The organism is Bradyrhizobium sp. AZCC 2230, from assembly GCF_036924495.1.
GTDB lineage: Bacteria > Pseudomonadota > Alphaproteobacteria > Rhizobiales > Xanthobacteraceae > Bradyrhizobium > Bradyrhizobium rifense.
Window position 1 is genome coordinate 5,195,887 of record NZ_JAZHRS010000001.1, and the last position, 21,489, is coordinate 5,217,375.

The following is a 21,489-nucleotide window of genomic DNA, read 5'->3' on the forward strand; positions in this document are numbered from 1 at the left end:
GAGCTGCGCCCCGACTGACTAGCGCATGATCCGGAAAAGTGTGCGGCGGTTTTCCCTCTTGTCGAAGTATGCGGACATCGCCTCCAGCGCTCATGCATTGACGATAGCGACCAGCTGCTTTGCGCCAGAAGCGGCCGCTCACGAACGTGCGTTTGGTGAAACGAGGCCGCTTAGTCGCCATAACCATGTCCTCGCGTTAGAGAAACGCGCGAAATTGGCTGGCTTGGCTCCCCTCGGCCAAATTGGAGAGCGCAAGTATTGGTCACTCGATCAGGATGATCTCGGCTTCGCCGGCGCCGGCTTGAACAACATCGCCCACGCGCTTCCCAAACATCGATCTCGCCAGCGGCGAGACATGTGAGATCGAGCCTTGGGCAGGATCGGCTTCGTCCTCACCGACGATCCGGAACGTCTGCTCCCTGCCATCGTCGCGCAGGATCGTCACTGACGCGCCGAACCGCACTTCGGAGCGGTCGATTGGGGCGGGCACCACGCGTGCCGTTGCGCGCCGGACGGACCAGTAGCGAAGGTCGTGGCCCGCAGCGGCAAGCGCAGCGCGATCGGCTGATGCCTGTGCAGCGGCATAGGCTTCGCTGGCCGCCGCGAGGGCATGTTCGATCTGCGCCAGGCCTGCCGCGGTGACGTCGTTCGGATGCTCGGAAACGGGCCGCTCCGGGAGCTCCTCGATATGGTCGGTATCCAATTCCTTGACGAAGGCTCTGCCCATCAGCCGTGATACCTCAAATTGCTATCAGCCCCGAAGAGAAACATTTTTCGTGCGTTCCGTTCCTTTCCGAGATGAATGGCCGCCAAGGATGGGCAGATATGGCCCTTACCGGTTGGCGACAACGATAGGTTCGCGCAAGACCAAGGTCGAGCCGCGACGGCCGGGATCTCGGGGCCGATGTTGAATGACGCCCGCCAATCATTCGCCCCGCAACCGGCAGCGATCGACGACTTGCTTCAAGATTTCATCCGGATACGCCTGCTCGTTGCAGACGAGAGCAGCCAGCATTCGGCGGGGCAATTCACGATCGTGAGCGACCGTCTTGCAATCAGGTTCGAATATTGCAGCGGATGCGGACATCAACCACCCGTCACCGACATGTGGCGCGCGAGCGTCGGCGACTGTCCGCGGCGGTCGATGACAAAATCATGCCCGAGAGGCTTTCGTCGCATTGCGGTGTCGATCGCTTCGTTCAACAGCACATCGGACGAAGACGCCCGGACCGCCTGTCGCAGATCAACCTGGTCGTCCTTGCCAAGACACATGAAGAGCGTCCCATTGCACGATACCCTGACCCGATTACAGGTCTCGCAAAAATTTTGAGTCAGCGGTGTGATGAATCCAAGACGGCCACCGGTCTCCGCAACGCGGACGTATCTCGCCGGGCCGCCGCTCGTATCCGGCAGGTCGACAAGTGTATAGCGCTTTTCCAACTGCGATCGGACCCGTGACAATGGCACGTATTGATCCGTCCGATCCTCGCCAGTGTCCCCCAGTGGCATGGTTTCGATAAGGGTAATCTCCAGACCCTTTGCGTGCGACCACTCGACCAAGGATTCGAGAGAAGCTTCGTTGAGGTCTCTCAGTGCCACCGTGTTGATCTTCACTTTGAGACCCGCCTCGCGGGCCGCAGCTATGCCCTCGAGCACGACGGCTATGTCACCGCCGCGCGTTATCTTTTTGAAAACCTCCGAATCGAGCGAATCAAGCGAGACATTGATCCGCCTCACGCCGAAAGCTGCAAGGTCGGCTGCATACTTCGATAGATGCGTCCCGTTGGTCGTGAGCGCCAACTCCTGAAGAGCTTCGGACTTGAGATGGCGCGAAAGGCTGCGAACGAGATCGAGAAACCCTCGTCGCATCAGCGGCTCGCCGCCGGTCAAACGCAGCTTTCGCACCCCGCGTGCGACGAATGCCGAACAGATCCGATCCAATTCATCGAGCGTCAAAAGTTCCTTCTTAGGAAGGAACGTCATGTCCCGCGACATACAGTAGACGCAACGAAGATCGCAACGGTCCGTGACCGATACTCTCAGGTAGGTCACGGTGCGAAAGAAGCCATCGACGAGCGTCCTCTTTCCAGGCTGATCGGCCGGGGAGATCGGTATGCTCATTCAATGGCCCCTTTTCAATGCACCTAGCAATTAAGACACCGAGCAAGGCGGCCGACGAAGTCCAGGCGCCGCAGTGTCCGGCGGCGTCGGCCGGTCCATCACTTCAGTTGGATGGTAAAGTGCTTGAAGACTTCTTTTTCGATCTTCCAGGTACCGACGAAGTCCTTTTCGACCGTGAAGGCGTCGCCGGCCTTGACGATTACCGGCGTGCCGCCATCTGGCGTGATGACGATTTCACCCTGGATCATGTGAACGAACTCCGGTGCCGCATACGTTGCATGATAGGTGCCGGGCGTCGCGCCCCACCAGCCGGAGATCGACGATCCGTCGTCGGCGGTATATTCGATCCAGGTTTTCATAGTCGGATTGCCGTCGACCTTCTTCCATCCGTCGAGATCAGTCTCGATCGGCGTTGCTGCCTTGAGACCAAATTTCGTTACTTTATTGTTTGCCACGCGACACTCCCTCTCGAGTATTGTGCACGCCAACGTCGGCGGGCCAGGCGGTTGCGAGACTGCCGCCGCGACGATTCCGTCGGGCTGTCCCACTATCTATTTCCAATTCTGCGCAACTGATGAGCAGTGCCAGTGACCGAACAACCCATGGTGCCAGCGTGAGACCCGTTGAGAGTCGTTTCACGGACTTGAAATACCCTGACAATGCTCGCGCGCATCATCCGGCCCTCTCGCCGTAACTGTCCGAGGCATTGCCGGCACGGCCCTGCGATACGACGTCGATCATATCCGCGATGCGGGTGATTTTTTCCCGTGGCTTGTTCGCCCGCCGTCCCATCGCGCACTCGGCGGCGTCGATCGTGAGCCATTCGGGCAATCCGATAACGGGAGCGCTTCGGAGCGAAATCGACTCGACAAGTTGCCGTCTGCCTCCCTGCGGCCTTGGAATGCGGCCAGGCAAGTCTTCCAATATCTGCTGCACGGTTTCTATGCTATCGGCCCGGTTGGTACCGATGATGCCGGTTGGGCCGCGCTTGAGCCAGCCTGTCACATAAAGTCCGTCCACGGCAATCCCGTCGCACTCGACGCGCCCCTTGCGATTGGGAACGACACCGCGACGGAAATCAAAGGGAACGCGCTCAAGGGGCTGGCCTCGGTAGCCGATGCTTCCGAAGACCAGGCCGCAGTCGATACCAAACAGCTCGTCGGTTGGGGCAGCGGCCTGCTCGAAGGAATTTCCGCGCAGCGTGTTCCTTCGAAAGACGAATTGCTTGACGCGGCCGGCTTCGCCTTCGAGCCGCTCAGGACTGAGACAGAAATGGAAGATCAACTTGCGCGCTATCTGTGCCTGTCCGGCATTGCTTAGACCGCGAAAGAACTCCACGTTCTGCAACGCGTTGATGTTCGACCGGTCGGCGAGCTCCAGCTCGCAGGCCGGACCTATCGTTACCGCGTTGCTTTGGGTAAGAACCTGGCATTGCGGAATGAGGCTCAGGCCGCGCAGTTCGCGCGTCGTGAATTTTGCCTGCGCCGGCCCCCGTCGACCGACCAGGTGGACGTCACGGATCTTGCTTTCTGCGAGCACTTCCAGCGCGTGCGCGGCAATGTCGGTGCGCCGGAGGTCGTCAGGCGGTTGCAGCAGTATGCGCGCAACATCGGCCGCGACGTTGCCGTGCCCCACGACGACCGCAACTTCCTGACTGAGGTCGAACGTGCAGTCGCGAAAATCGGGATGTCCGTTGTACCATCCAACGAACTCGGTCGCGGAGTGGCTGTTCGCCAGCCTCTCGCCCGAAATTCCCATTTTCCGGTCGGTGCTCGCGCCATAGGCCAGAACGACGATATCGTATGACCGTTGGAGTGCATCGAGCGACAAGTCAGTCCCGACGCTTACGTTTCCCAGAAAATTGAAACGCTCTGATCGCATGATTTTGTCAAAGACAAGCGTGACTTGCTTAAGCTTGGGATGATCGGGCGCCACGCCGCTGCGGACCAGGCCATACGGCGTCGGCAATCGCTCGAACATGTCGATGACGATGTCCGGCAAGGCGTTTAGCAGGGCCTCGGCGGCATAAAAGCCGCTGGGACCACTTCCAACAATCGCAGCGTGCTTGATCATGGTCATGCCCCGTAACGAGGGAATCAAAAGCCAAGTTCGGCCCGGCGGGCCACCGCCGACGGCAACGGGGAACGCTTGACCGAAATCACGGGCAACGCGCGCGACCGTTCTCTGTTTAATTCCAGCAGTTCTCGTTCATCATCCGGCTCGAAGACTTCATGTATTGCCTGCACCGGACAGGCCGGAATGCAGGCTCCGCAATCGATGCACACGTCGGGGTCAATATAACTGCGTTCGCCGTCGGCATGAAAACATTGGACCGGGCAATGTTCGACGCAATCGGTAAAAAGACACAGCCGGCAATTGTCCGTTACAACGTGGGGCATGATCTGCGGCATCCCGGTAGCTGGAATCATAAATCTAACGTCGACCGGTTTGGCCGGTCGACGTTACGGAAGCGAGACTGTTAAATCCGCTCGACCTCGACGCGATTGTCCGAATAGACACCGGCCTGCCCGAGATTGGCGTGGCGAGGCGCGGTCGTCGAGTTCACCGCCGTTCCGGTCCGGTTGAGACCTGGCCAGTGTCCAACGTTCGTCACGATGAGACCTGCCCCAACGTCATCCGTGAGATCGGCCTTGGCTTCGAAGGTGCCTCGCTCGTTGAAGACCCGGACGTAAGCTCCATTTGCTATCGATCGGCTTGCCGCATCGGATGGGTTGATCATGATCCTCTGCTCGCCCTGCCGCTTCATCTGCGGGGCTTCGTTCCCGTATTGCGTATTCAGGAAGGCGTGCGGTTTGGGAGAAAGCAGGTTCAGCGGGAACCGCGCCCGCTTTGCCGGCGCGCTGTCGATGACTTCGGCCGGCGGGATGTAGTTCGGAACGGGATCGACGTAGCCGCCTACCTGCATCTCCGTATAGCCCGACCGCCAGACGTCGAGTACCATGTTTCCGCCCTCGGCCATGCTCGACTTGAACTCGCACTTGCCCGACGTCGTCTTGAAGTTGCCCTCGGCATGTGGCGCGCGGACGTCCGGCATGCCGACGTTGAGGCGCTTCCAGCCATCTTTCTTCAGGATGTCGAGCGTGATGCCTTCAAGCGCCGGCGACTCCCAGTCGTAGGCGAGGGCCAGCCACTCGTCGTCGGTCAGGTCCCAATAATCGTCGTTGAACCCCATGGTCTTCGCCAACCTGCGGAAGAGATCGATGTTGGCAACGCACTCGCCCGGAGCGGGGATCGCGGGCTGGTTCAACATGATATAGAGGTGACCCCACGTCACCATGATGTCGTACTGCTCCGCCTGCATGGTCGAGGGTAGCAGGATGTCGGCGTATTTCGCGGTGTCGGTGATGAAGAGCTCGCTGCACACCGTGAAAAGGTCCTCGCGTTGAAGACCCCTGACCAGTTCGCCGGCGTCCGGTGCCTGCGAAACCGGGTTGGAGTTGTAGACGAACACCGACTTGATTGGCGGATCGAGCTTCATCTTGCCTGTGAGTGCGGCGCCGAGATCGAGCTCGTTGACGACCCGCGTGCCGGGCCGAATCCAGTCGGGCCTCGAGACATGGGCGACGCTCATCGGGAATTCGTAAATCGGCATCTCGACCGCACCGCCGCCGACGTGGCGCCAGGCCCCGATTAATGCGGGCAGGCAAGTGATTGCACGGACAGCGTCACCTCCGCCGGGACAACGCTCGACCGCCACGCCTTCGCGGATCGCGGCCGGCGGTGTCGTGGCATACTCGCGAGCGAGTTTCACGATGTCGGCCGCCGGAATGCCGGTAATTTCAGAGGCGCGCTCGACAGGAAACTCTGCGGCGCGGGCCTTGAGTTCCTCATAGCCCAGCGTGTATTTCTCGACGTACTCGTAATCGACAAGTCCTTCTTGAATGATCACATTCATCATGCCGAGCGCCAACGCAGCATCGGTGCCGGGCTTAATGGCGATATGCCAATCGGCTTGCTTGGCCGTACGCGACTTGAACGGATCGATGACGACGATCTTGGCGCCCTTGCTCTTGGCCTCCAGGACGAAGGGCCACGCATGCAGATTCGTCGAGACCATGTTCATGCCCCACACGATGATGTATTTCGCGAAGGCAAGACTTTCGACGTCGAGGCCGCCGGTCGGACCTACCGTCATGACCCACGCCGTCGAAGACCCGGATTCGCAGTAGGTCTTTTCGGCGACGGTCGACCCAAGGCGGTTGAAGAAGGCGTCGCCTGCCGTAAGCCCGTTCGCCGTGCCTTGGTTGCCCAGGTAGGCATGCGGCATGATCGCCTGGCTTCCGTATTGGTCGATGATATCGGTCCATTTGCTCTTGATCGTGGAGAGCGCCTCGTCCCAGCTAATGCGCTCATACTTTCCCGATCCCTTCGAGCCAACCCTCTTCATCGGGTAGAGAATACGGTCCGGGTTGTAGTGATGCTCGGCGAAGTCCTTCAGTTTCACGCAGAGACCTCCGCGCGTCATCGGATGGGCGGGGTCGCCTGTGACCTCCACCAACTTGCCGTCTTCGACGTGATAGATGAAGGCGCACGTATCGGGGCAGTCCTGCGGGCACGCACCACGAACGGTTTTGGTTTCGGCTGAATGAACGGACATCGCGACACTCCTATCTGCGAAACTTCATCCCGGACCCACCTGATAGTGAACGGAAGAGGACACATTCCTCTGCGCATCCGTGCCGAGAACAATGCAACATTAGGGCCGAGCAATGAGGCCTGTAGGGCCAGTCGCTAACAGAGGCTTGGCGCCAGCAAGTCGTTCACGCCTAAGGGTTTTTCGTTGCCTTCAAAAGCATCCATCGATGCCTGTCGTTGCGGCAATTTGCTTGATAAATCGGCTCGCAGCGTCGCCGGGACGATCAGCGATTTTTTGCCAGCGCGTTGGCTATTCGCGCAAAGCCTTCGTTGATTTGGGGCGGCGTCAGGTGCACGTAGCCGAGGAGGACGCGGTGTTCGAAACCTGCTAGCGAATCGCCGTGCAAAACGGTTCCGGAATGCAGCGGGTGGATACCAATTCCCACGCCTCGCGCCAGTTGCTGGAGCTCGATAGCGGGCGGACAGTGTCCAGGCAACTCCCAAAGCATATGGGTTCCGCCGGCGTCGCCGGTTACGGCGACTTCTCCGAAGTGCTTCTCTAAGGACGACCTCACGGCGTCTCGGCGGCCTTGGTAAGTATTTCGAAGACGCTTCAGATGGCTCGTCAGGCTTCCGTTCCGAATGAACTGAGCCAGAGTCGCCTGCTCCAGCCACGGCGAACCGTTGTCGATCAGAGCCTTGAGCGTCGTCGCCGCCTGCAAAAGGTCACGCGGAACAACCATATACCCCAGTCGCAATCCGGGACCGAGCGAGCGCGAGAAGGAGTTAAGGTAGATGACGCACCCGTTGCGATCCAATGATTGCAAGGATGGAAGCAACGATCCTTCGTACCGGAAATCGGAATCGTAGTCGACTTCCAGGATATATGCGCCGCTCCGGGCGGCCCAGTCGAGCAGCGCCATCCTCCGTTCCAGCGACATCGTTCCTCCAGTAGGAAACTGATGAGACGGCGTGACGTAGATCAGTTTGACCCGATGATCCGGCAACCGCTTCACATCGATTCCGAATTCATCGACGGGCACCGGAATCACCTTGCCGCCATATGTCTCGAACAGGAAAGCCGCCCCGCGGTAGCAGGGCGCCTCCATGACAACAGGCGTTTTGACGCCTACCATCAGGTGCGCGGCCAGGTTTATGCCCTGCTGGAAGCCCCCCACGATGATAACGTGCTCGGCCGTGACCGACATTCCGCGGGAGGGACCGAGATAGTTTGCGATCAGCTGCCTAAGTTCGGGTATGCCGGCGGGATCGTTGTATTGGGTGATGCGTTCGGACGCGCCGCCAAGGCACTCCAGCAGAAGACGGCGCCATGTTTTGTCGGGAAAAGAATGCGCGTCGGAACGTCCGAAGCGGAAGTCGATGCGGATTTGTGTATCGGGCGGAGCGTACAGACCAGGCGAACCGCGCCCTGTATATGGTAGCGGCAGATTGATCGAGCTCATCGAATCCGACCTTTCGAGAAGCGGTCTCGCGCCTGTCGACATCGCGTCCTCAGGCATTGTCTTGCTTACGAATGTACCCCGTTTGGGCGCAGCGTTGATGTAGCCGTCCGCCACCAATTTTTCGTAAGCTTCGGAGACAGTATTTCGGGAGACGCCTAACTGTGCGCTGAGGTCGCGCGAACTTGGAAGAACGCCGCCCGGTTTGAGCCGACCTTCGCGGATATGAGCGGCAAGCTGTTCGTAGATCTGCAGCTGCAGATTCATCGTGCTCTTGGGATCGAGGTGAAGCGCGATGTGCATTGATGGACTTAGCCGATTTCGTTCCACCGGCGATGTTGCCGACGCGGGTGCAGAATGCAAACTTCAGTCTATCACGACGGCAATTCAAGATCGTCGCCGGCCGTCGTGACCGCGACAATTCGGAACTGGGCATTATTTTATATTTATGTTTTCATGAGTCGATCCTCTGGCCGCTGCGGTGCCTTCTGAAAGACCGTCCGAATCGGCTGAAGGATGTTCGTTGGCGAGCAACTCCATCAGCGCTCCTTAGCAGAGGTCTCGCACGTGGAAGCCAGGAAGCGGGCAGGCTCCCAGACCTTGAATCGCCGCGTCCGGTACCGCAAAGTCGCTGTTGCAGCGCTACTGGCCCCGGCGGGACGACCAATATCCGATCTTCGCAGTTGAATACCCGGCCTCGGGAGCATGCGTAGTCCAACGATTGCGCCCTCCTCCCAATCGTTTCCGCGCCGCTAGGGCCGCGTTGATCGGATTCTTGCAGGTTAGCGTTCAGGATACAGCGCAAAACTGCAATGCCGGTCGTCGCCGTGCATCGCAGTCAGCATCAACCTCGCCCGTGGCGTTACATCACCTCAGACCTCCACCGGCGCACCAGATTGTGCTCCCAACATCCCAACGATCTTCTCGGATACAAAGGCAAATGCGGATCCGATGATCATCGAAAGAACAATGTTGATGAGTGGATTGGTCACGATCTCCACTGAGAATATGTCTTCACCGGGCTTGAGCAAAGCCAATGCCGCAACCGCCGAATAGCCGTAGACAGCCGCCGGGATGACCGCCAGCAAGGAGATATTCGCGCCAAGGATAAAAATGGCAACCGTTATACCAACGCAGATGGCGGCACCCAACGGACCCCCGCCGACTTTCGCGATCAATGCAAGCGCCACCGCAGCCATTATCGCTCCCCAGACACTACCGGCCAGGGCCGCCTTGAAACCTGAAGCGCCGCCTCCACAATGATAGAAAGCGCCCCACATGATGAACGCGGCCCAGATCTGGAGACCGAACGCAGCCAGCGGCCCCAGAAAAAGCCACGTAGCAAAAGCACCAAGCAGGCCGATAACAAGCGCCAGTCTTCCAACCAGGTTCATTGGATTCTCCGAGTCAATAGGGAGGCATCGAACAGATGCTTGACGGCGGACTAACGAAACTAAATAGCCTCACACGCATCGAGTGATAGGACATCGCGTTCGTGTTGAGGCAGAGCCACCCGCTGGTTCAGCAATGGTGCCAGCCGTGGAGTTTCTGAGGAACCGCACTTTCTGCGTGCCGCAGCGTCGAGAGGAGACACGGCGCTCGGAACGCGCACGGCGTCTGGAGACAGCCAGCCGCCCCCGGGTAGCCAGACGCCAAGACAGCCGTCAAATCACCGTCGACGGCAAGTATCTGACCCGTGATGTGTTTGCCGGCGTCGCTTGCGAACAAGATCGCTGCGCCCTTCAGACCGTCCTGGTCGCCGATACGACGCAATGGCGTGCCGGCCTGCGCCGGCCGTCTCGAGCGTGCCATTCGTCATGTTCGACGGAAAGAATCCCGGTGCGAGCGCGTTGACGGTAATGCCATGGCGGCCCCCAATCGCCGGCTAACGCAAGGGTAAAATTTACTACCGCACCCTTGCCGGTGGGATGGGCGATCATTTCCATGTTGCCTCAGCCACCACGAAGACCAGCCGCGTAGCACGCCACCCCTTGCTGGCGTAAGGACCGCGTGACGTCGAGATCGCCTTCGAAAGTCGCAGCGAGCGAAACGCCACTGACAAACTTCAAAACAACCTCCCCTCATCGGTTTCGATCTTGATCGAATTCGCGGCGGGCGCCCTCGATCGCAGTGCGGTTGGCCTGAGCCCACGCCCAGAGCATCTGTAAGGGTACAATCAGCGTTTTTCCGCGCTCGGTCAGCCCGTAATCCACCCGTGGCGGATTGGTCGGGTAAACCGTTCGCGTGACGATGCCATCGCGCTCCAGGCTCTTCAGCGTGAGCGTCAGCATGCGTTGCGAGACACCCTCGACCAGCTTGGAGATCTGACTGTAACGCATCGGTCCAAGCGAGAGCACGCCGACCACCAGCACGGTCCACTTGTCGCCGATGTGCGCCAATATGTCCGTGAACGCGCGGCGCTCCTCGGGGGAGTGGCCCCCCTTGCACACATCGATGTGCGTATCGCTCAAAATAGTGCCTCCTTGTGCAATTTTCGCCGACCTGCATCTTTAGTGCAACGAACAAAATGTTCCTAGCGGTTGTTCCGTAAGCGGCTCTGACCGATGTAGCGCTAAGGAGACCAGACCAGATGAAGCTCTTACACATCGATTCCAGCATTTCCGGCGGTCAGTCGGTCAGCCGGCAACTTACGGCGAGTATTGTCGCCCGCCTGAAGCAGACCACACCGGCTCTTGAAATCACCTATCGCGATCTGGCGATAGCACCCGTCCCTCATCAGTCGCCCACCATCCTGTTCGCCAAGATGAAGGCGCTGTACGAGGCCGGAGCGCTGGCCGGCCACATCGTCGAAATGGTGGCTGCCGCCATGCAGGGTGGTGCCAAGGTCGATGCATCGACGCAGGCTGAATTCGCCGAAACCAACGTCGTGCTCGACGAGTTCCTCGCTGCCGACATCGTCGTGCTCGGCGCTCCGATGTACAATTTCGGCATTCCCAGCCAGCTAAAGGCCTGGATTGATTGCCTTGCCTCTCCCGGCAAGACGTTCAAATACACCGCGACCGGCGTGGAGGGTCTCGCGGGCGATAAGAAGCTGATCATCGCCTCGTCCCGCGGTGGATTCTACACCGCCTCGTCTCCGATGGCCTTTATGGATCATCAGGAAACATTCCTAACGAGTTTCTTCGGGTTCATCGGCATCTGCGACGCCGCGTTCGTACGTGCTGAAGGCGTCGGCAGCGGCCCCGAACAGCGCAAGCTCGCACTCGAAACCGCTCTGGCCGACGTCTCGGCCCTGAAGGCTGCCTGAAAACGAGGGGCGGCCTGATCGGCCGAGAGACTTCAATGCAGCGAATTCAGTATCACCGCTACGGCCGACCCGAAGACTGCTAACTCCCTGTGTCGAGAACACGTCATGCCGAATTCATCTTCCCTCGCCATTCCCTTTGCCGGCCGCTCCACCGCCGACGATGTGCTTTCTGGCGTCGATCTGGCCAGAAAAAACATTCTGATTACCGGCTGCAACTCCGGCATCGGTTATGAAACGATGCGGGCGTTACAGGCGCACGGCGCCTACGTGATCGCGCTGGCGCGCTCCGAACAGGCGGCGCGCGACGCTATCGCCCGCGCCGGCGGCAGCGGAACGCCGGTCGCGTGCGATCTGGGCGACCTCGCCTCGGTCGACGCGGCCATAGGGAAAATACAAGGCCTCGGACGCCAGCTCGACGCGGTGATCGCCAACGCCGGGGTGATGGGAGCCTCGCAGGCGGAGCAACTGTATTCTGGGTCAACCACGTCGCGCACTTCCGGCTGGTCAACGGCCTGCTCGACTTGGTGCCCGACCGAACGGCGCGGATCGTGGTCGTGAGGCTTGCCAGCAAGCTGTCGGCCCCGAAGGAGGGGATAGCGTTCGGCGATCTCGATGGCCGGAAAAACTACAGCGCCACGCGGTTCTATGCGCAATCCAAGCTCGCCAACGCGCTCTTCGCCCGCGAACTGTCGCAGCGGCTGGCCGAGCGCGGCATCGCCGTTAATTCATTGCGTCCGGGCAGCATTCTCGGCACCGGCTTCCTGCGTAACGCCGCCGCGCCGATCCGTTTGCTGCTCCGCCTTGCGCGCCCGCTCGGCAAGACGCTGCCGCAGGGCGCCGCGACGCAAACGCTCCTCGCCGCGAGCCCGCTCGTCGCCGGTGTCACCGGGCTCTATTGGAGCGATTGTAAGCCGGCCAAGGGCAGTCTGCATCTCGAACATGCGGAATTGCGCGAGCGGCTCTGGACGGTGACAGAGGATGTTTTGACGCGGGCGCAGCGCGCGATCAGCCTTAGTTACTGATCGATAGCAGGGGTTTGGTGTCGACGCATCTCCGATTAGGAAAACCAGATGAGAAACGCAGTATCATCAGAGGCCCTCGACCAAATATTTCGCACCGCTCGAACCTACAACGGATGGAGCGACACGCCCCTGGACGAGGGCATTGTGCGCGACCTTTATGACCTCCTGAAATGGGGGCCGACCTCGGCCAACAGCTCCCGGCGCGGTTTGTTTGGGTTCGGAGTTCGGAGGGCAAGGCTCAACTGGCTGGGCTTGCGGCGGAAAAGAACCGGCCCAAAATCTTGGAAGCGCCGTTGACCGTCATCATCGGCAACGATCTGGATTTTCCCAACCAGTTTCCAAAGCTCCTACCCTACAATGCCGAGACGGCTCAGAAGGCATTCGCGCAGCCGGGCCTTGCGGAGGTCACGGCGATGCGCAATGGCAGTCTCCAGGGCGCATATCTCATCATCGCAGCGCGTGCGCTTGGGCTCGACTGTGGGCCTATGTCCGGCTTCGATAACGCGGGTGTTGACCAGGCCTTCTTCGCTGGCACGCGCATCCAATCGAACTTCATCTGCTGCCTTGGCTACGGAAGGCCGGACTCACTGTTTCCGCGTAATCCGAGACTGACCTTTGAGGAAGCGGGGCACTTCGCATGACACCTGCCCGAATCAATTGGATCGGTTTCCACGAGAACGACTGGGTCTGCGATCGATATAGTTCTGCTTGGATTGGCGGAGATCGCCATGGATGCCATCACCGCAAATCCCAAGGACCATGAGCACTTCAAGCAGGCTGCTTTCGACCTGTTCTGGAAAGGCTCTGCCGTCTGAATATCATTTGGTTCAAAAATGAGTATGTACTCACGTAATTAAAGGAAAGCTGATGAAACGCAACGGATTCACCGAAGCCGATGTTCCTGACCAGTCGGGTAAGTGCTTCGTCGTCACAGGGGCCAATACTGGCCTTGGCTTCGAAGTTTCCCGGGTGCTCGCGGCTCGCGGAGCACGGGTGTTGCTTGCCTGCCGCGACCAAGTCAAGGCCGAAGCCGCGATGGCGCGGATCAGTCAGGCGAGCCCGAAGGCGAATCTTGCCTTTCTACCTTTTGACCAAGCGGACCTTACAAGTGTTCGGACCGCAGCCGAACTGGCAGCAAAAGAGCCACGCGTCGATGTCCTCATTAACAATGCCGGTGTTATGAGCCCACCTCTAATGCGCACGAAACAGGGATTTGAGCTTCAGTTCGGCGTCAATCATCTGGGGTGTTTCGCGCTCACCGCGCTGCTCTTGCCCAAACTGTCTGACACGAAGGGGGCGAGGGTCGTTGTGACCTCAAGCATCGCTCATCGGGGAGCGAAAATTGACTGGGACGACCTCAATGCAGAAAAAGGCTATGGCCGGATCCGGCGTTATGCCGCCAGCAAGCTCGCCAACGCACTGTTTTTCTACGAGCTGGATAGACGTCTGCGCGCTTCGGGCTCGCCGGTCACGGCAGTGGGCTGCCATCCGGGCATTGCCGCGACCGATCTGGTACGTCATATGGGAGCGTTCCAAATCCTGCTACCCCTGATCAAGCTGTTCCTCAATAGCGCCGAGATGGGTGCCTGGCCCACCCTGCAAGCGGCGACTGGGCGCGTGACATCCGGCGGGTATTATGGTCCGACCGGCTTCCAAGGGAAAAGGGGCGCCTCCGGCGAGGTCCAGCGTAGCGCAGAGGCGCTGGATCCGGTACTCGCCCAGCGACTGTGGGATGTATCCGTGGACATGACGGGAATCGACCCCAGCTTGCCGCCCGCGGTTTGAAACATTAAAGGGTGGTGCAATCTGTAACTTTCATTGAATTCTGGCACGAAACCTTTTAGCCAATTTGGCACTGTCTTCAGAGTCTGGGTTAGCCAGTATGGGTGCCTCCGTCTGTTTCTAGAGGCGGGACGCTTCGCGTGACGACCGTCAAGCCGTCCGCCCGACAACTTCCGCTCAGAGTCGAGTGCAGCCCGTCATTCAACCCGTGAAAACCTCTATGCAAGGTTACTTGCCGGCTCGGACGAGCTGCCGGATACACATCTGCAGGAAGCGCCGATTGTAGAGGCGGCCTATGCCGACAAAGATCGTCTCCACCGCCGTCTTCATGTTGTCGTAGATGCCGCGCCAGCAAGTCCCCTTGAACAGTGCGAACGCCCGGTCGTGGGCGTCAAACACCATCTCCTGCGTCTCGCGCGGATAGGCCCGAACAAACAGCATCCGACTGTGGCAAAGCCGGACATGCGCCGCCTTCACGACCGCCGTGGTCCCGCTCAACAGGACGACTTCGTGGCTCCAGTCAAACTGGTAGGCTTCGCCGGGCGCAAAGCTCAACGGCACATAAGCTGAGGTCGTCGAGGCGCCACGCTCTCGGCTCCACCGCCGCGCATAGCGACGAACCGCGTCGTAGCCGCCGGCATATCCGAGGCCGCGAAGCTCTTCGAACAAGCGGATCAGCGTCAGTCGTTCGCGCGTCGTCTTGCTCTCGTTCGCCGCCAGCAACCGGTCAAGCTCGGCACTCCACGGGCCCATCTGCGGAAGCGGCTGCGTCTCTCGCTCGTACCGGAACTCCGTCGCCTCCGAACGGATGACCTTGCGGACCACCTTGCGCGATAGCCAAGCTCCCGGCAGATCGCCTTGATGGGCTGACCATGAACAAAATAGGCGCGACGGATCTTCGCAATCGTCTCCACCACCAGCATCCCAACCTCGGCTTCCATGACTTAATGGAAACCACTGTGGACCCTTGTCCCGGGGTGAGGACACCCGCCAACTGATCGACGCCCTCCCACGGCGCGAGACAGGCATGGCGCGCCGGTCCACCGGCGAGCCGCTGATGAGCGTGCGCGGCCTCAAGGTCGAATTCGCCGGGCGCCGGCAATTCTTCCGGCAACGGTCCGGCGTCCGCGCCGTCGATGGCATCGACCTCGATATTGACGCCGGCGAGACGGTTGCCGTCGTCGGCGGCAGCGGCTCCGGCAAGACCACGCTCGGCCGCGCGATGCCGCGGCTGATTCCCTCGGTCGCGGGACAGATCCGCTTTCGCGGCAAAGAGGTACCGGCCGCAGCCGACCGGGACTTTCGGCTTTCCTCGCAATTGGTGTTCCAGGATCCGTATTCTTCGCTGGATCCCCGCATGCGCGTCGACGAGATCGTCGCCGAGCCACTACGGCATGTGGCTGATCTGGCGCCAACGGAACGCATTATGCGCGTCGACAAAATGCTGGACGAGGTCGGTCTGGCGAATTTCGCCAACCGCTGGCCGCATGAACTCTCGGGCGGTCAGCGTCAGCGCATCGCGATTGCGCGCGCGATCGTGCGTGGCCCGCTGTTCGTGGTCGCGGACGAGCCGGTGTCCGCGCTCGACATGACCATCCAGGCGCAGGTGCTCAAGCTGCTGGAACGGCTGCAGGCGCAGTATGGGTTCGCCTGTCTGTTCATCAGCCACGATCTCGCTGCGGTCGAGCAGGTTGCCGACCGCGTGGTTGTGATGCAAGCTGGCCGCATCGTTGAGCAGGGATCCCGCGACGATATCTTCGACCGTCCCCAGCACGATTATACCAAGGCGCTGCTCGCGGCGACGCCGATGGTGGATTTTGCCAACCCCCGAGTGACACACGTGCCCGCGTAAAGTTGGAGGCAGCATAGTGAGACGTTTTACCGTTGCCCGCCTTACCCGCATCCTGTTGAGTTCTGTCTAGATCGAGTGAGCATTCTACCGACTGAGCTCTTAAAGCCGGCGATGTACTCGTCCGGTTCGCCCTTCCTGACGCTACGAGCTGAGCCTTGCCACAAACGATGGGCCTTGAGAAACCGCCAAAACTCCTTAGCTCAGCGCTTATGTTCGTAGAGTAACCCCGCGCGCGGATCGTTCCTTCGAGCGCCCGGATATCGGCGAGAACACGATGGCTGTCCGCCGCCGAGGCGTCCGCGTCCAGTACCACATAACCCACGTCGGCGTGAGTCTCGTAATATTGAGCCGCGATGTTGACGGCGTGACGCGCCAGCACTTCGTTCAGCCGTCCGAGCATGCCCGGCAGGTTGCGCTGAACTTGAATGAAACGCGTGCCGAGCGGTCGGGCCGGCAATTGCACGAGCGGAAAGTTGACCGCCCCCATCGTGGATCCGGTATCGCTGTAGTCGGCGAGCTTCCGTGCGACTTCGGCGCCGATGCGCTCCTGCGCCTCCTCGGTCGAACCTGCGACGTGCGGCGTCAGGATGACGTTTTCCAGCCCCTGCAACGGCGATGCGAAGCGTTCCTTGTTTGAGCCCGGCTCGACCGGAAAGACATCGACAGCCGCGCCGCGCAGCCTGCCCTCGCGCAACGCATCGGCAAGCGCGTCCAGATCGACGATACTGCCGCGGCTGTTATTGATGAAATAGGCACCGGGTTTGATCGCCTGGATCTCCTCCCGACCGATCATTCCCCGGGTCGCGGCCGTTTCGGACACGTGCATGCTGACGACGTCGCTCTGCGCCAGGAGTTCGTGCAGGTTGGCGGCCGGCTCCGTGTTGCCGTGGCGAAGCTTGTCGGTATGGTCGTAGAAGATCACCCGCATGCCCATTGCTTCCGCAAGATACGAAAGCTGCGAACCGATGTTGCCGTACCCGACGATGCCAAGTGTCTTGCCTCTGACCTCATGGCTGTCGGTCGCGGACTTGTCCCATTGGCCACCGTGCGCGGCACCGGATCGCGAGACGATCCGACGCAGCAGAAAGACAATCTCGCCGATAACCAGTTCCGCCACGCTTCGCGTATTGGAGAAAGGCGCATTGAAGACCGGAACCCCATTGCGTCTGGAGGTTTCGACATCAACCTGGTTGGTGCCCACGCTGAAGCAGCCGATCGCGATGAGCCGGTCCGCCGCCTCGAGAATGTCTGCGGTGATCTGCGTGCGTGAGCGGATACCGAGCAAGTGCACACCTTTGACGGCTTCCTTCAGCGCATCCCCATCGAGGGCCTTCGACAAACGGGTCACGCTGGAATAACCCGCGGTCGTCAGCGTGTGCAACGCACTGTCGTTCACACCTTCGAGAAGCAGAACCCGAATCTTGTCTTTGGAGAGCGAGAATTGCGGAGGAGACTGGATTTTTATCACGTAAGCGGTGTCCTGAAGGGATGAGTCAAGTGCGGGCTGTCATGGCTGGGGCGGAAACCCTACTCCGCTCGAAGCTGCATTTGCTGGTTCAGACTCCATTCGATTTTAGAGTGCACATGCGGAGAGCCTGCTGCGCAGCATTTAACCGTTAACTCGTAACCGATTACGCCCTCTTCGAATGCGACCGCATCGCAGCGAAGCTGAGCGACGGAGCTATTTATGTCTGCGTCGCTCGATCGCAGCGGCCGCGCGCAATACATTTTCTTCACCGCCCCATGGTCCAACGATCTGAACCCCGACGGGAAGTCCTTGCGAAGTGACCCCAATGGGAACCGACGCCGCAGGCTGTCCTGTCATGTTCCAGGGAAATGTGTATGGACACCACCGCCAATCGTCGCCGGCGAATCCTTCCGGCACATCACGCTCTACCGGCCACGCCGCAGTAGCAACGACTGGGCAGACAAGAAGGTCGAAACGATTGAAGAACGCCCGCGACGCGGCAGTTATCTTGAGTCTCTGTTCCATCGCGCGCTGGTAGGCCGCAACACTAACCATTCGTCCGGCCTCCGCGGCCTTCAGGATAGCTGGGTCGAACAAAGATCGTTTTTCCTGTGTGAAGCCGTCGACCGTCGCCGTGCAAACGGTATCCCAGAATATCTGGAAGGGTTCGACAGGATCAATCGGCCAGACTGGGTCTTCTGCAAGGACCCGGGCGCCGGCACCGGTGAGCAGAGGGATAGTCTCGAGAACGAGTTCGTCGACCTCGTGATCTTCAAGCGGAGCCCTGCAGCCCATGCGCGGAGAGAACGCCACAACCAATTCGCGTAGATCAGGGTCGGCCAGGTCGTCCGGCACGCAGAATGGCACGGGCCACGCAAAGGCATCGCGTGGCTCGGGGCGGCTCATCACGGCCAACATGACGGCGGCGTCCTGCACCGAACGCGACATCGGACCGACGACCGAATGAGGCATGTCGATATCCGGCGGGAAGGCCGGCACGCGGCCAAAACCCGGCTTCAGCCCAAAGACGTTGGTGAGCGAGGCCGGGATCCTTATCGATCCCGCACCGTCGCTACCGACCGCAAGCGGGCCAAATCCCATAGCGAGAGCAGCTGAAGCGCCTCCGGAAGACCCTCCGGGCGTTTTCGTCAGATCATAAGGATTCAGAGTGACGCCATGCACTGCGCTGCGGGTTACAACCTTGCACCCGGAATCTGGCGTAGCGGTCTTGCCGAGAAACACCGCGCCGGATTCGCGCAATCGAGCAACACACGACGTGTCTTCAGCGCAAGGGGACAGCCCGTCAAACGCAAGCGAGCCGCGCCTTCGCGGCCAGCCTGCTATTGACGATAGGTCCTTCACCGTGACCGGAACGCCATCGAGTGGAGAGAGCACGTTTCCGGAAATGTAACGTCGCTCGGCAACCCGGGCCATCTCAAGCGTCTTCTCACGGTCGAGATGGACCATCGCATTAACTTGCGGATTGAGCCGCTCGATGCGATCCAACAGCGAGCCGGCGACTTCGACCGGTGAGAGTTCGCGATTGGAGAAGGCTCTGGAGAGAGCGAGCGCATCGAGAGAGGCGATTTCATCGTCTTCGTGAGTCGCACAAAGAGCCCCGCGAGCGCCCGCTGTTTCCGCCATCATCATCAATAGAGCTCAAAATACTCGTTTATTTCCGCGGGCGGGATTTCATCCCTCAGACGCGCCATCTCCTGCCGCTTCATCGAAAGGTAAACCTTCACGAATTCCTCACCCAGCATTTCCCGGAGCGCGGTATCCGATTCAAATGCATCGAGAGCATCGTGCATTTCGGTCGGAAGCTTGGCGTAGCGGTCGTCGTCTTCCTTGGGACCGGTACCGGCCGGCATCAATTGACGTTGCTGCTCGTTGCCGAGCAACCCCGCCGCTATCGTCGTGGCGGCCACAAGATAAGGATTTGACATGGCTGAGGGGACGCGGACCTCCATATGGGTCGATTGGTCACGGCTCGCCTTCACCCTGATGCTGGCCGAACGGTCCTGTACGCCCCAGGAAACGTTCGATGGCGCGTAGGTCTTCGGACGAATCCGGCGATAGCAGTTAGGCGTCGGATTCCAAACCGCCATTGCCGCGGGCATATGATCCAGCACCCCTTGAATGAAGCGCTTGAACGTCTCGGACATACCGTCCTCGCCTTCGGGATCGAGGAAGGCGTTCGATCCCGTCTTGCTATCGAGGAGCGAGATATGGAAGTGGGAGCAACTTCCCGACAGTCCCTTGTAGGGCTTGGTCATGAACGTCGCGAGCAAGCCGTGCTTGATAAGATATTCCTTGACGGTACCCTTGAACACGAACGCCCGGTCGGAAGCGGCAACACCGTCGAGCGCACCGTAATTGATCTCGACCTGACCTGGTCCGTGTTCGACGTTGTAAGTGATGATATCGATACCCTGGCTCTGCAGAACGCGAATGAGGTCATCGATCGCTGGTACGTGATGTGTGCGAGACGTCACAAAGATCGGTTGTCCGCCGAATATGGGCTCACGCGTTTTCGCATCGACAACATAGAACTCGTATTCGTGTCCTATTTTGGCGGTGTAACCAAGAGCCGCCGCGAGGGAGAGCATCTTCTTGAGCAGAAGACGCGGAGAGGCCATTTGAAGCCGCCCGTCGTACCACATTGTATCGCAGATCACGCGGCCGGTTTTCTCCAGCCAAGGCACCGGTGTCAGTGTGTCCTGGTCGACAACCATGACGCAGTCTTGGTAGTTCATTTCTTCATTGTAGCCGGAATCGCGAACTGGAATCGAATAACTGTCGAGAGCGACGGCGCCGCCATAGAGGTTCAGGCCCGATTTCATATATCCGGCTATATGACCAACCGGGATCGTCTTTCCACGGCTGAGACCCGCCATATCCGGCAGCTCAAAACGGACGAAGTCAAAGCCGCTGGACTTGACCTTTTCGACAAACGCATTTGCTTCCTCCGGGGACGCTAGCGCGAGTGTCGGCATCGCGTGATCGTGAGGTCCTTCTTCGACGACTTTCAACATGGTCAAACTCCGTATCTATCTGTCTTCTTCGTTGTTATTTCTGAGCTACCGCGACCATGTCCGTCACGACCGCGAATAGATTTTGGCTGAGCAGCTCGGCGGAACGGCGGAAGTCAGGCAACCGCCGTGCAACGACGTCCCCTAGCCTCTCGGCTTCTTCCTCGCCGAGCGCCTGGATCAGACTCGCCTTGTAGGCAGGAATACGCTCCCAGTCGCCGACGGTCGTCGAAACGATCTCGCAGTGATACTGAAAGCCGTAGGCGTGGGGACCCCAGCGCAACGCCTGCACCGCGCAGGCTTGATTGGACGCGAGAACGACAGCGTCCTCCGGAAGCAGGGAAACTTCCGCGCCATGCCACTGAAAAGTATCGAAACGCCGGTCAAAGCGGGCGAGGAGCGCATCCTGCCGACCGATTTCGGTAAGCTCGACCTCGGCGATCCCGACTTCGGGGCGCGGCATCATCGTAACTTTGCCGCCGAGAGCTTCCGCCAGCAGTTGGTGGCCGAGGCAAATACCAAGATAAGGCCGCCTCAGCTCGACCACCCAACGGCGTATCGCAGCTTTTTCCGGCACCAGCCATGGATGAATGTCTTCCTGCCAGACATCCATCGGGCCGCCCATCACGACCAGCAGATCATAAGGCAACAGATCAGGAATCCGGTCACCTTCGTCGAGTTCGATCTGCTCCAGAGAATGGCCGCCTCGCGACCACAGCTCCCGAAATACTCCAGGATGCTCGACGTCGACGTGCTGAAAAACTAAAATGCGCATGACTGCTGTCACCATCCTGTGCAGATGGTCGACCGATAGTCAGTGGTCGGACGCCAATCGGCTGTAGCGTTCTTTACTGCTCTCATCGTTTCCATCATCCTGATCTTGACCTC

18 protein-coding genes and 2 pseudogenes are annotated in these 21,489 nt (G+C 59.8%); 6 read left to right on the top strand and 14 right to left on the bottom strand.

The window, feature by feature from the left end; all coding sequences use genetic code 11:
• Positions 1-262: 262 nt before the first annotated feature.
• The 9 genes from greA to V1280_RS25015 form a co-directional block, all read right to left on the bottom strand.
• Positions 263-727 carry a transcription elongation factor GreA gene (greA, locus tag V1280_RS24975; protein ID WP_334530223.1) on the bottom strand — a complete coding sequence of 155 codons (465 nt, stop codon included), beginning with the start codon at positions 725-727 and terminating at the stop codon, positions 263-265.
• Between the two features lie 359 nt (positions 728-1,086).
• The gene (moaA, locus tag V1280_RS24980; protein ID WP_334530225.1) at positions 1,087-2,121 is read right to left on the bottom strand and encodes a GTP 3',8-cyclase MoaA; all 1,035 of its coding nucleotides are present in this window, start codon (positions 2,119-2,121) and stop codon (positions 1,087-1,089) included.
• A gap of 98 nt (positions 2,122-2,219) precedes the next feature.
• Entirely contained in the window at positions 2,220-2,576 is a 357-nt protein-coding gene (locus V1280_RS24985; RefSeq protein ID WP_334530228.1) for a cupin domain-containing protein, read from the bottom strand.
• 217 nt (positions 2,577-2,793) lie between these two features.
• Complete coding sequence (locus tag V1280_RS24990) at positions 2,794-4,194, bottom strand: NADP oxidoreductase (protein WP_334530231.1); 1,401 nt, start codon at positions 4,192-4,194, stop codon at positions 2,794-2,796.
• A 23-nt stretch (positions 4,195-4,217) separates the two neighbouring features.
• Complete coding sequence (locus V1280_RS24995; RefSeq protein ID WP_334530234.1) at positions 4,218-4,532, bottom strand: ferredoxin family protein; 315 nt, start codon at positions 4,530-4,532, stop codon at positions 4,218-4,220.
• A 68-nt stretch (positions 4,533-4,600) separates the two neighbouring features.
• Positions 4,601-6,739, bottom strand: a complete 2,139-nt coding sequence (locus tag V1280_RS25000; RefSeq protein WP_334530237.1) for a molybdopterin-containing oxidoreductase family protein — start codon at positions 6,737-6,739, stop codon at positions 4,601-4,603.
• 262 nt (positions 6,740-7,001) lie between these two features.
• Positions 7,002-8,480 carry a MocR-like pyridoxine biosynthesis transcription factor PdxR gene (gene pdxR, locus V1280_RS25005; protein WP_334530239.1) on the bottom strand — a complete coding sequence of 493 codons (1,479 nt, stop codon included), beginning with the start codon at positions 8,478-8,480 and terminating at the stop codon, positions 7,002-7,004.
• A 569-nt stretch (positions 8,481-9,049) separates the two neighbouring features.
• Positions 9,050-9,571: a DUF1097 domain-containing protein gene (locus V1280_RS25010; RefSeq protein ID WP_334530242.1), complete on the bottom strand. Its 522-nt coding sequence runs from the start codon at positions 9,569-9,571 to the stop codon at positions 9,050-9,052.
• Positions 9,572-10,258: 687 nt separating this feature from the next.
• The gene (locus V1280_RS25015) at positions 10,259-10,648 is read right to left on the bottom strand and encodes a winged helix-turn-helix transcriptional regulator (RefSeq protein WP_334530245.1); all 390 of its coding nucleotides are present in this window, start codon (positions 10,646-10,648) and stop codon (positions 10,259-10,261) included.
• Positions 10,649-10,767: 119 nt separating this feature from the next.
• Here V1280_RS25015 and V1280_RS25020 point away from each other — a divergent pair, with 119 nt between their 5' ends.
• From V1280_RS25020 to V1280_RS25040, 5 genes are all read left to right on the top strand, one after another.
• The gene (locus tag V1280_RS25020; protein WP_334530248.1) at positions 10,768-11,445 is read left to right on the top strand and encodes an FMN-dependent NADH-azoreductase; all 678 of its coding nucleotides are present in this window, start codon (positions 10,768-10,770) and stop codon (positions 11,443-11,445) included.
• A 105-nt stretch (positions 11,446-11,550) separates the two neighbouring features.
• Positions 11,551-12,003, top strand: a complete 453-nt coding sequence (locus V1280_RS25025) for an SDR family NAD(P)-dependent oxidoreductase (protein WP_334530251.1) — start codon at positions 11,551-11,553, stop codon at positions 12,001-12,003.
• On the top strand, positions 12,000-12,467 hold the full coding sequence (locus V1280_RS25030; RefSeq protein ID WP_334530254.1) for a hypothetical protein: 468 nt from the start codon (positions 12,000-12,002) through the stop codon (positions 12,465-12,467). The genes V1280_RS25025 and V1280_RS25030 overlap by 4 nt, the downstream gene beginning before the upstream one ends.
• 170 nt (positions 12,468-12,637) lie before the next feature.
• Entirely contained in the window at positions 12,638-13,108 is a 471-nt protein-coding gene (locus V1280_RS25035) for a malonic semialdehyde reductase (RefSeq protein WP_442895156.1), read from the top strand.
• A 226-nt stretch (positions 13,109-13,334) separates the two neighbouring features.
• Entirely contained in the window at positions 13,335-14,252 is a 918-nt protein-coding gene (locus V1280_RS25040; protein WP_334530257.1) for an oxidoreductase, read from the top strand.
• Between the two features lie 240 nt (positions 14,253-14,492).
• Here the strand turns inward: V1280_RS25040 and istA are convergent.
• A pseudogene (gene istA, locus V1280_RS25045) lies at positions 14,493-15,172 on the bottom strand (IS21 family transposase); the annotation flags it as partial.
• Positions 15,173-15,276: 104 nt separating this feature from the next.
• Here istA and V1280_RS25050 point away from each other — a divergent pair.
• Positions 15,277-16,101 carry an ATP-binding cassette domain-containing protein gene (locus tag V1280_RS25050; RefSeq protein ID WP_334530260.1) on the top strand — a complete coding sequence of 275 codons (825 nt, stop codon included), beginning with the start codon at positions 15,277-15,279 and terminating at the stop codon, positions 16,099-16,101.
• 200 nt (positions 16,102-16,301) lie between these two features.
• On the opposite strand, the pseudogene serA reads toward V1280_RS25050, so the two are convergent.
• From serA to V1280_RS25070, 4 genes and pseudogenes are all read right to left on the bottom strand, one after another.
• Positions 16,302-17,560: pseudogene (serA, locus tag V1280_RS25055) on the bottom strand (phosphoglycerate dehydrogenase).
• Positions 17,561-17,782: 222 nt separating this feature from the next.
• Entirely contained in the window at positions 17,783-19,219 is a 1,437-nt protein-coding gene (locus V1280_RS25060; RefSeq protein WP_334530263.1) for an amidase family protein, read from the bottom strand.
• Positions 19,219-20,604 carry a glutamine synthetase family protein gene (locus V1280_RS25065; RefSeq protein ID WP_334530266.1) on the bottom strand — a complete coding sequence of 462 codons (1,386 nt, stop codon included), beginning with the start codon at positions 20,602-20,604 and terminating at the stop codon, positions 19,219-19,221. The genes V1280_RS25060 and V1280_RS25065 overlap by 1 nt, the downstream gene beginning before the upstream one ends.
• Positions 20,605-20,638: 34 nt before the next feature.
• Positions 20,639-21,376, bottom strand: coding sequence for a type 1 glutamine amidotransferase (locus tag V1280_RS25070; protein WP_334530269.1), 738 nt, complete (start codon positions 21,374-21,376; stop codon positions 20,639-20,641).
• Positions 21,377-21,489 lie beyond the last annotated feature (113 nt).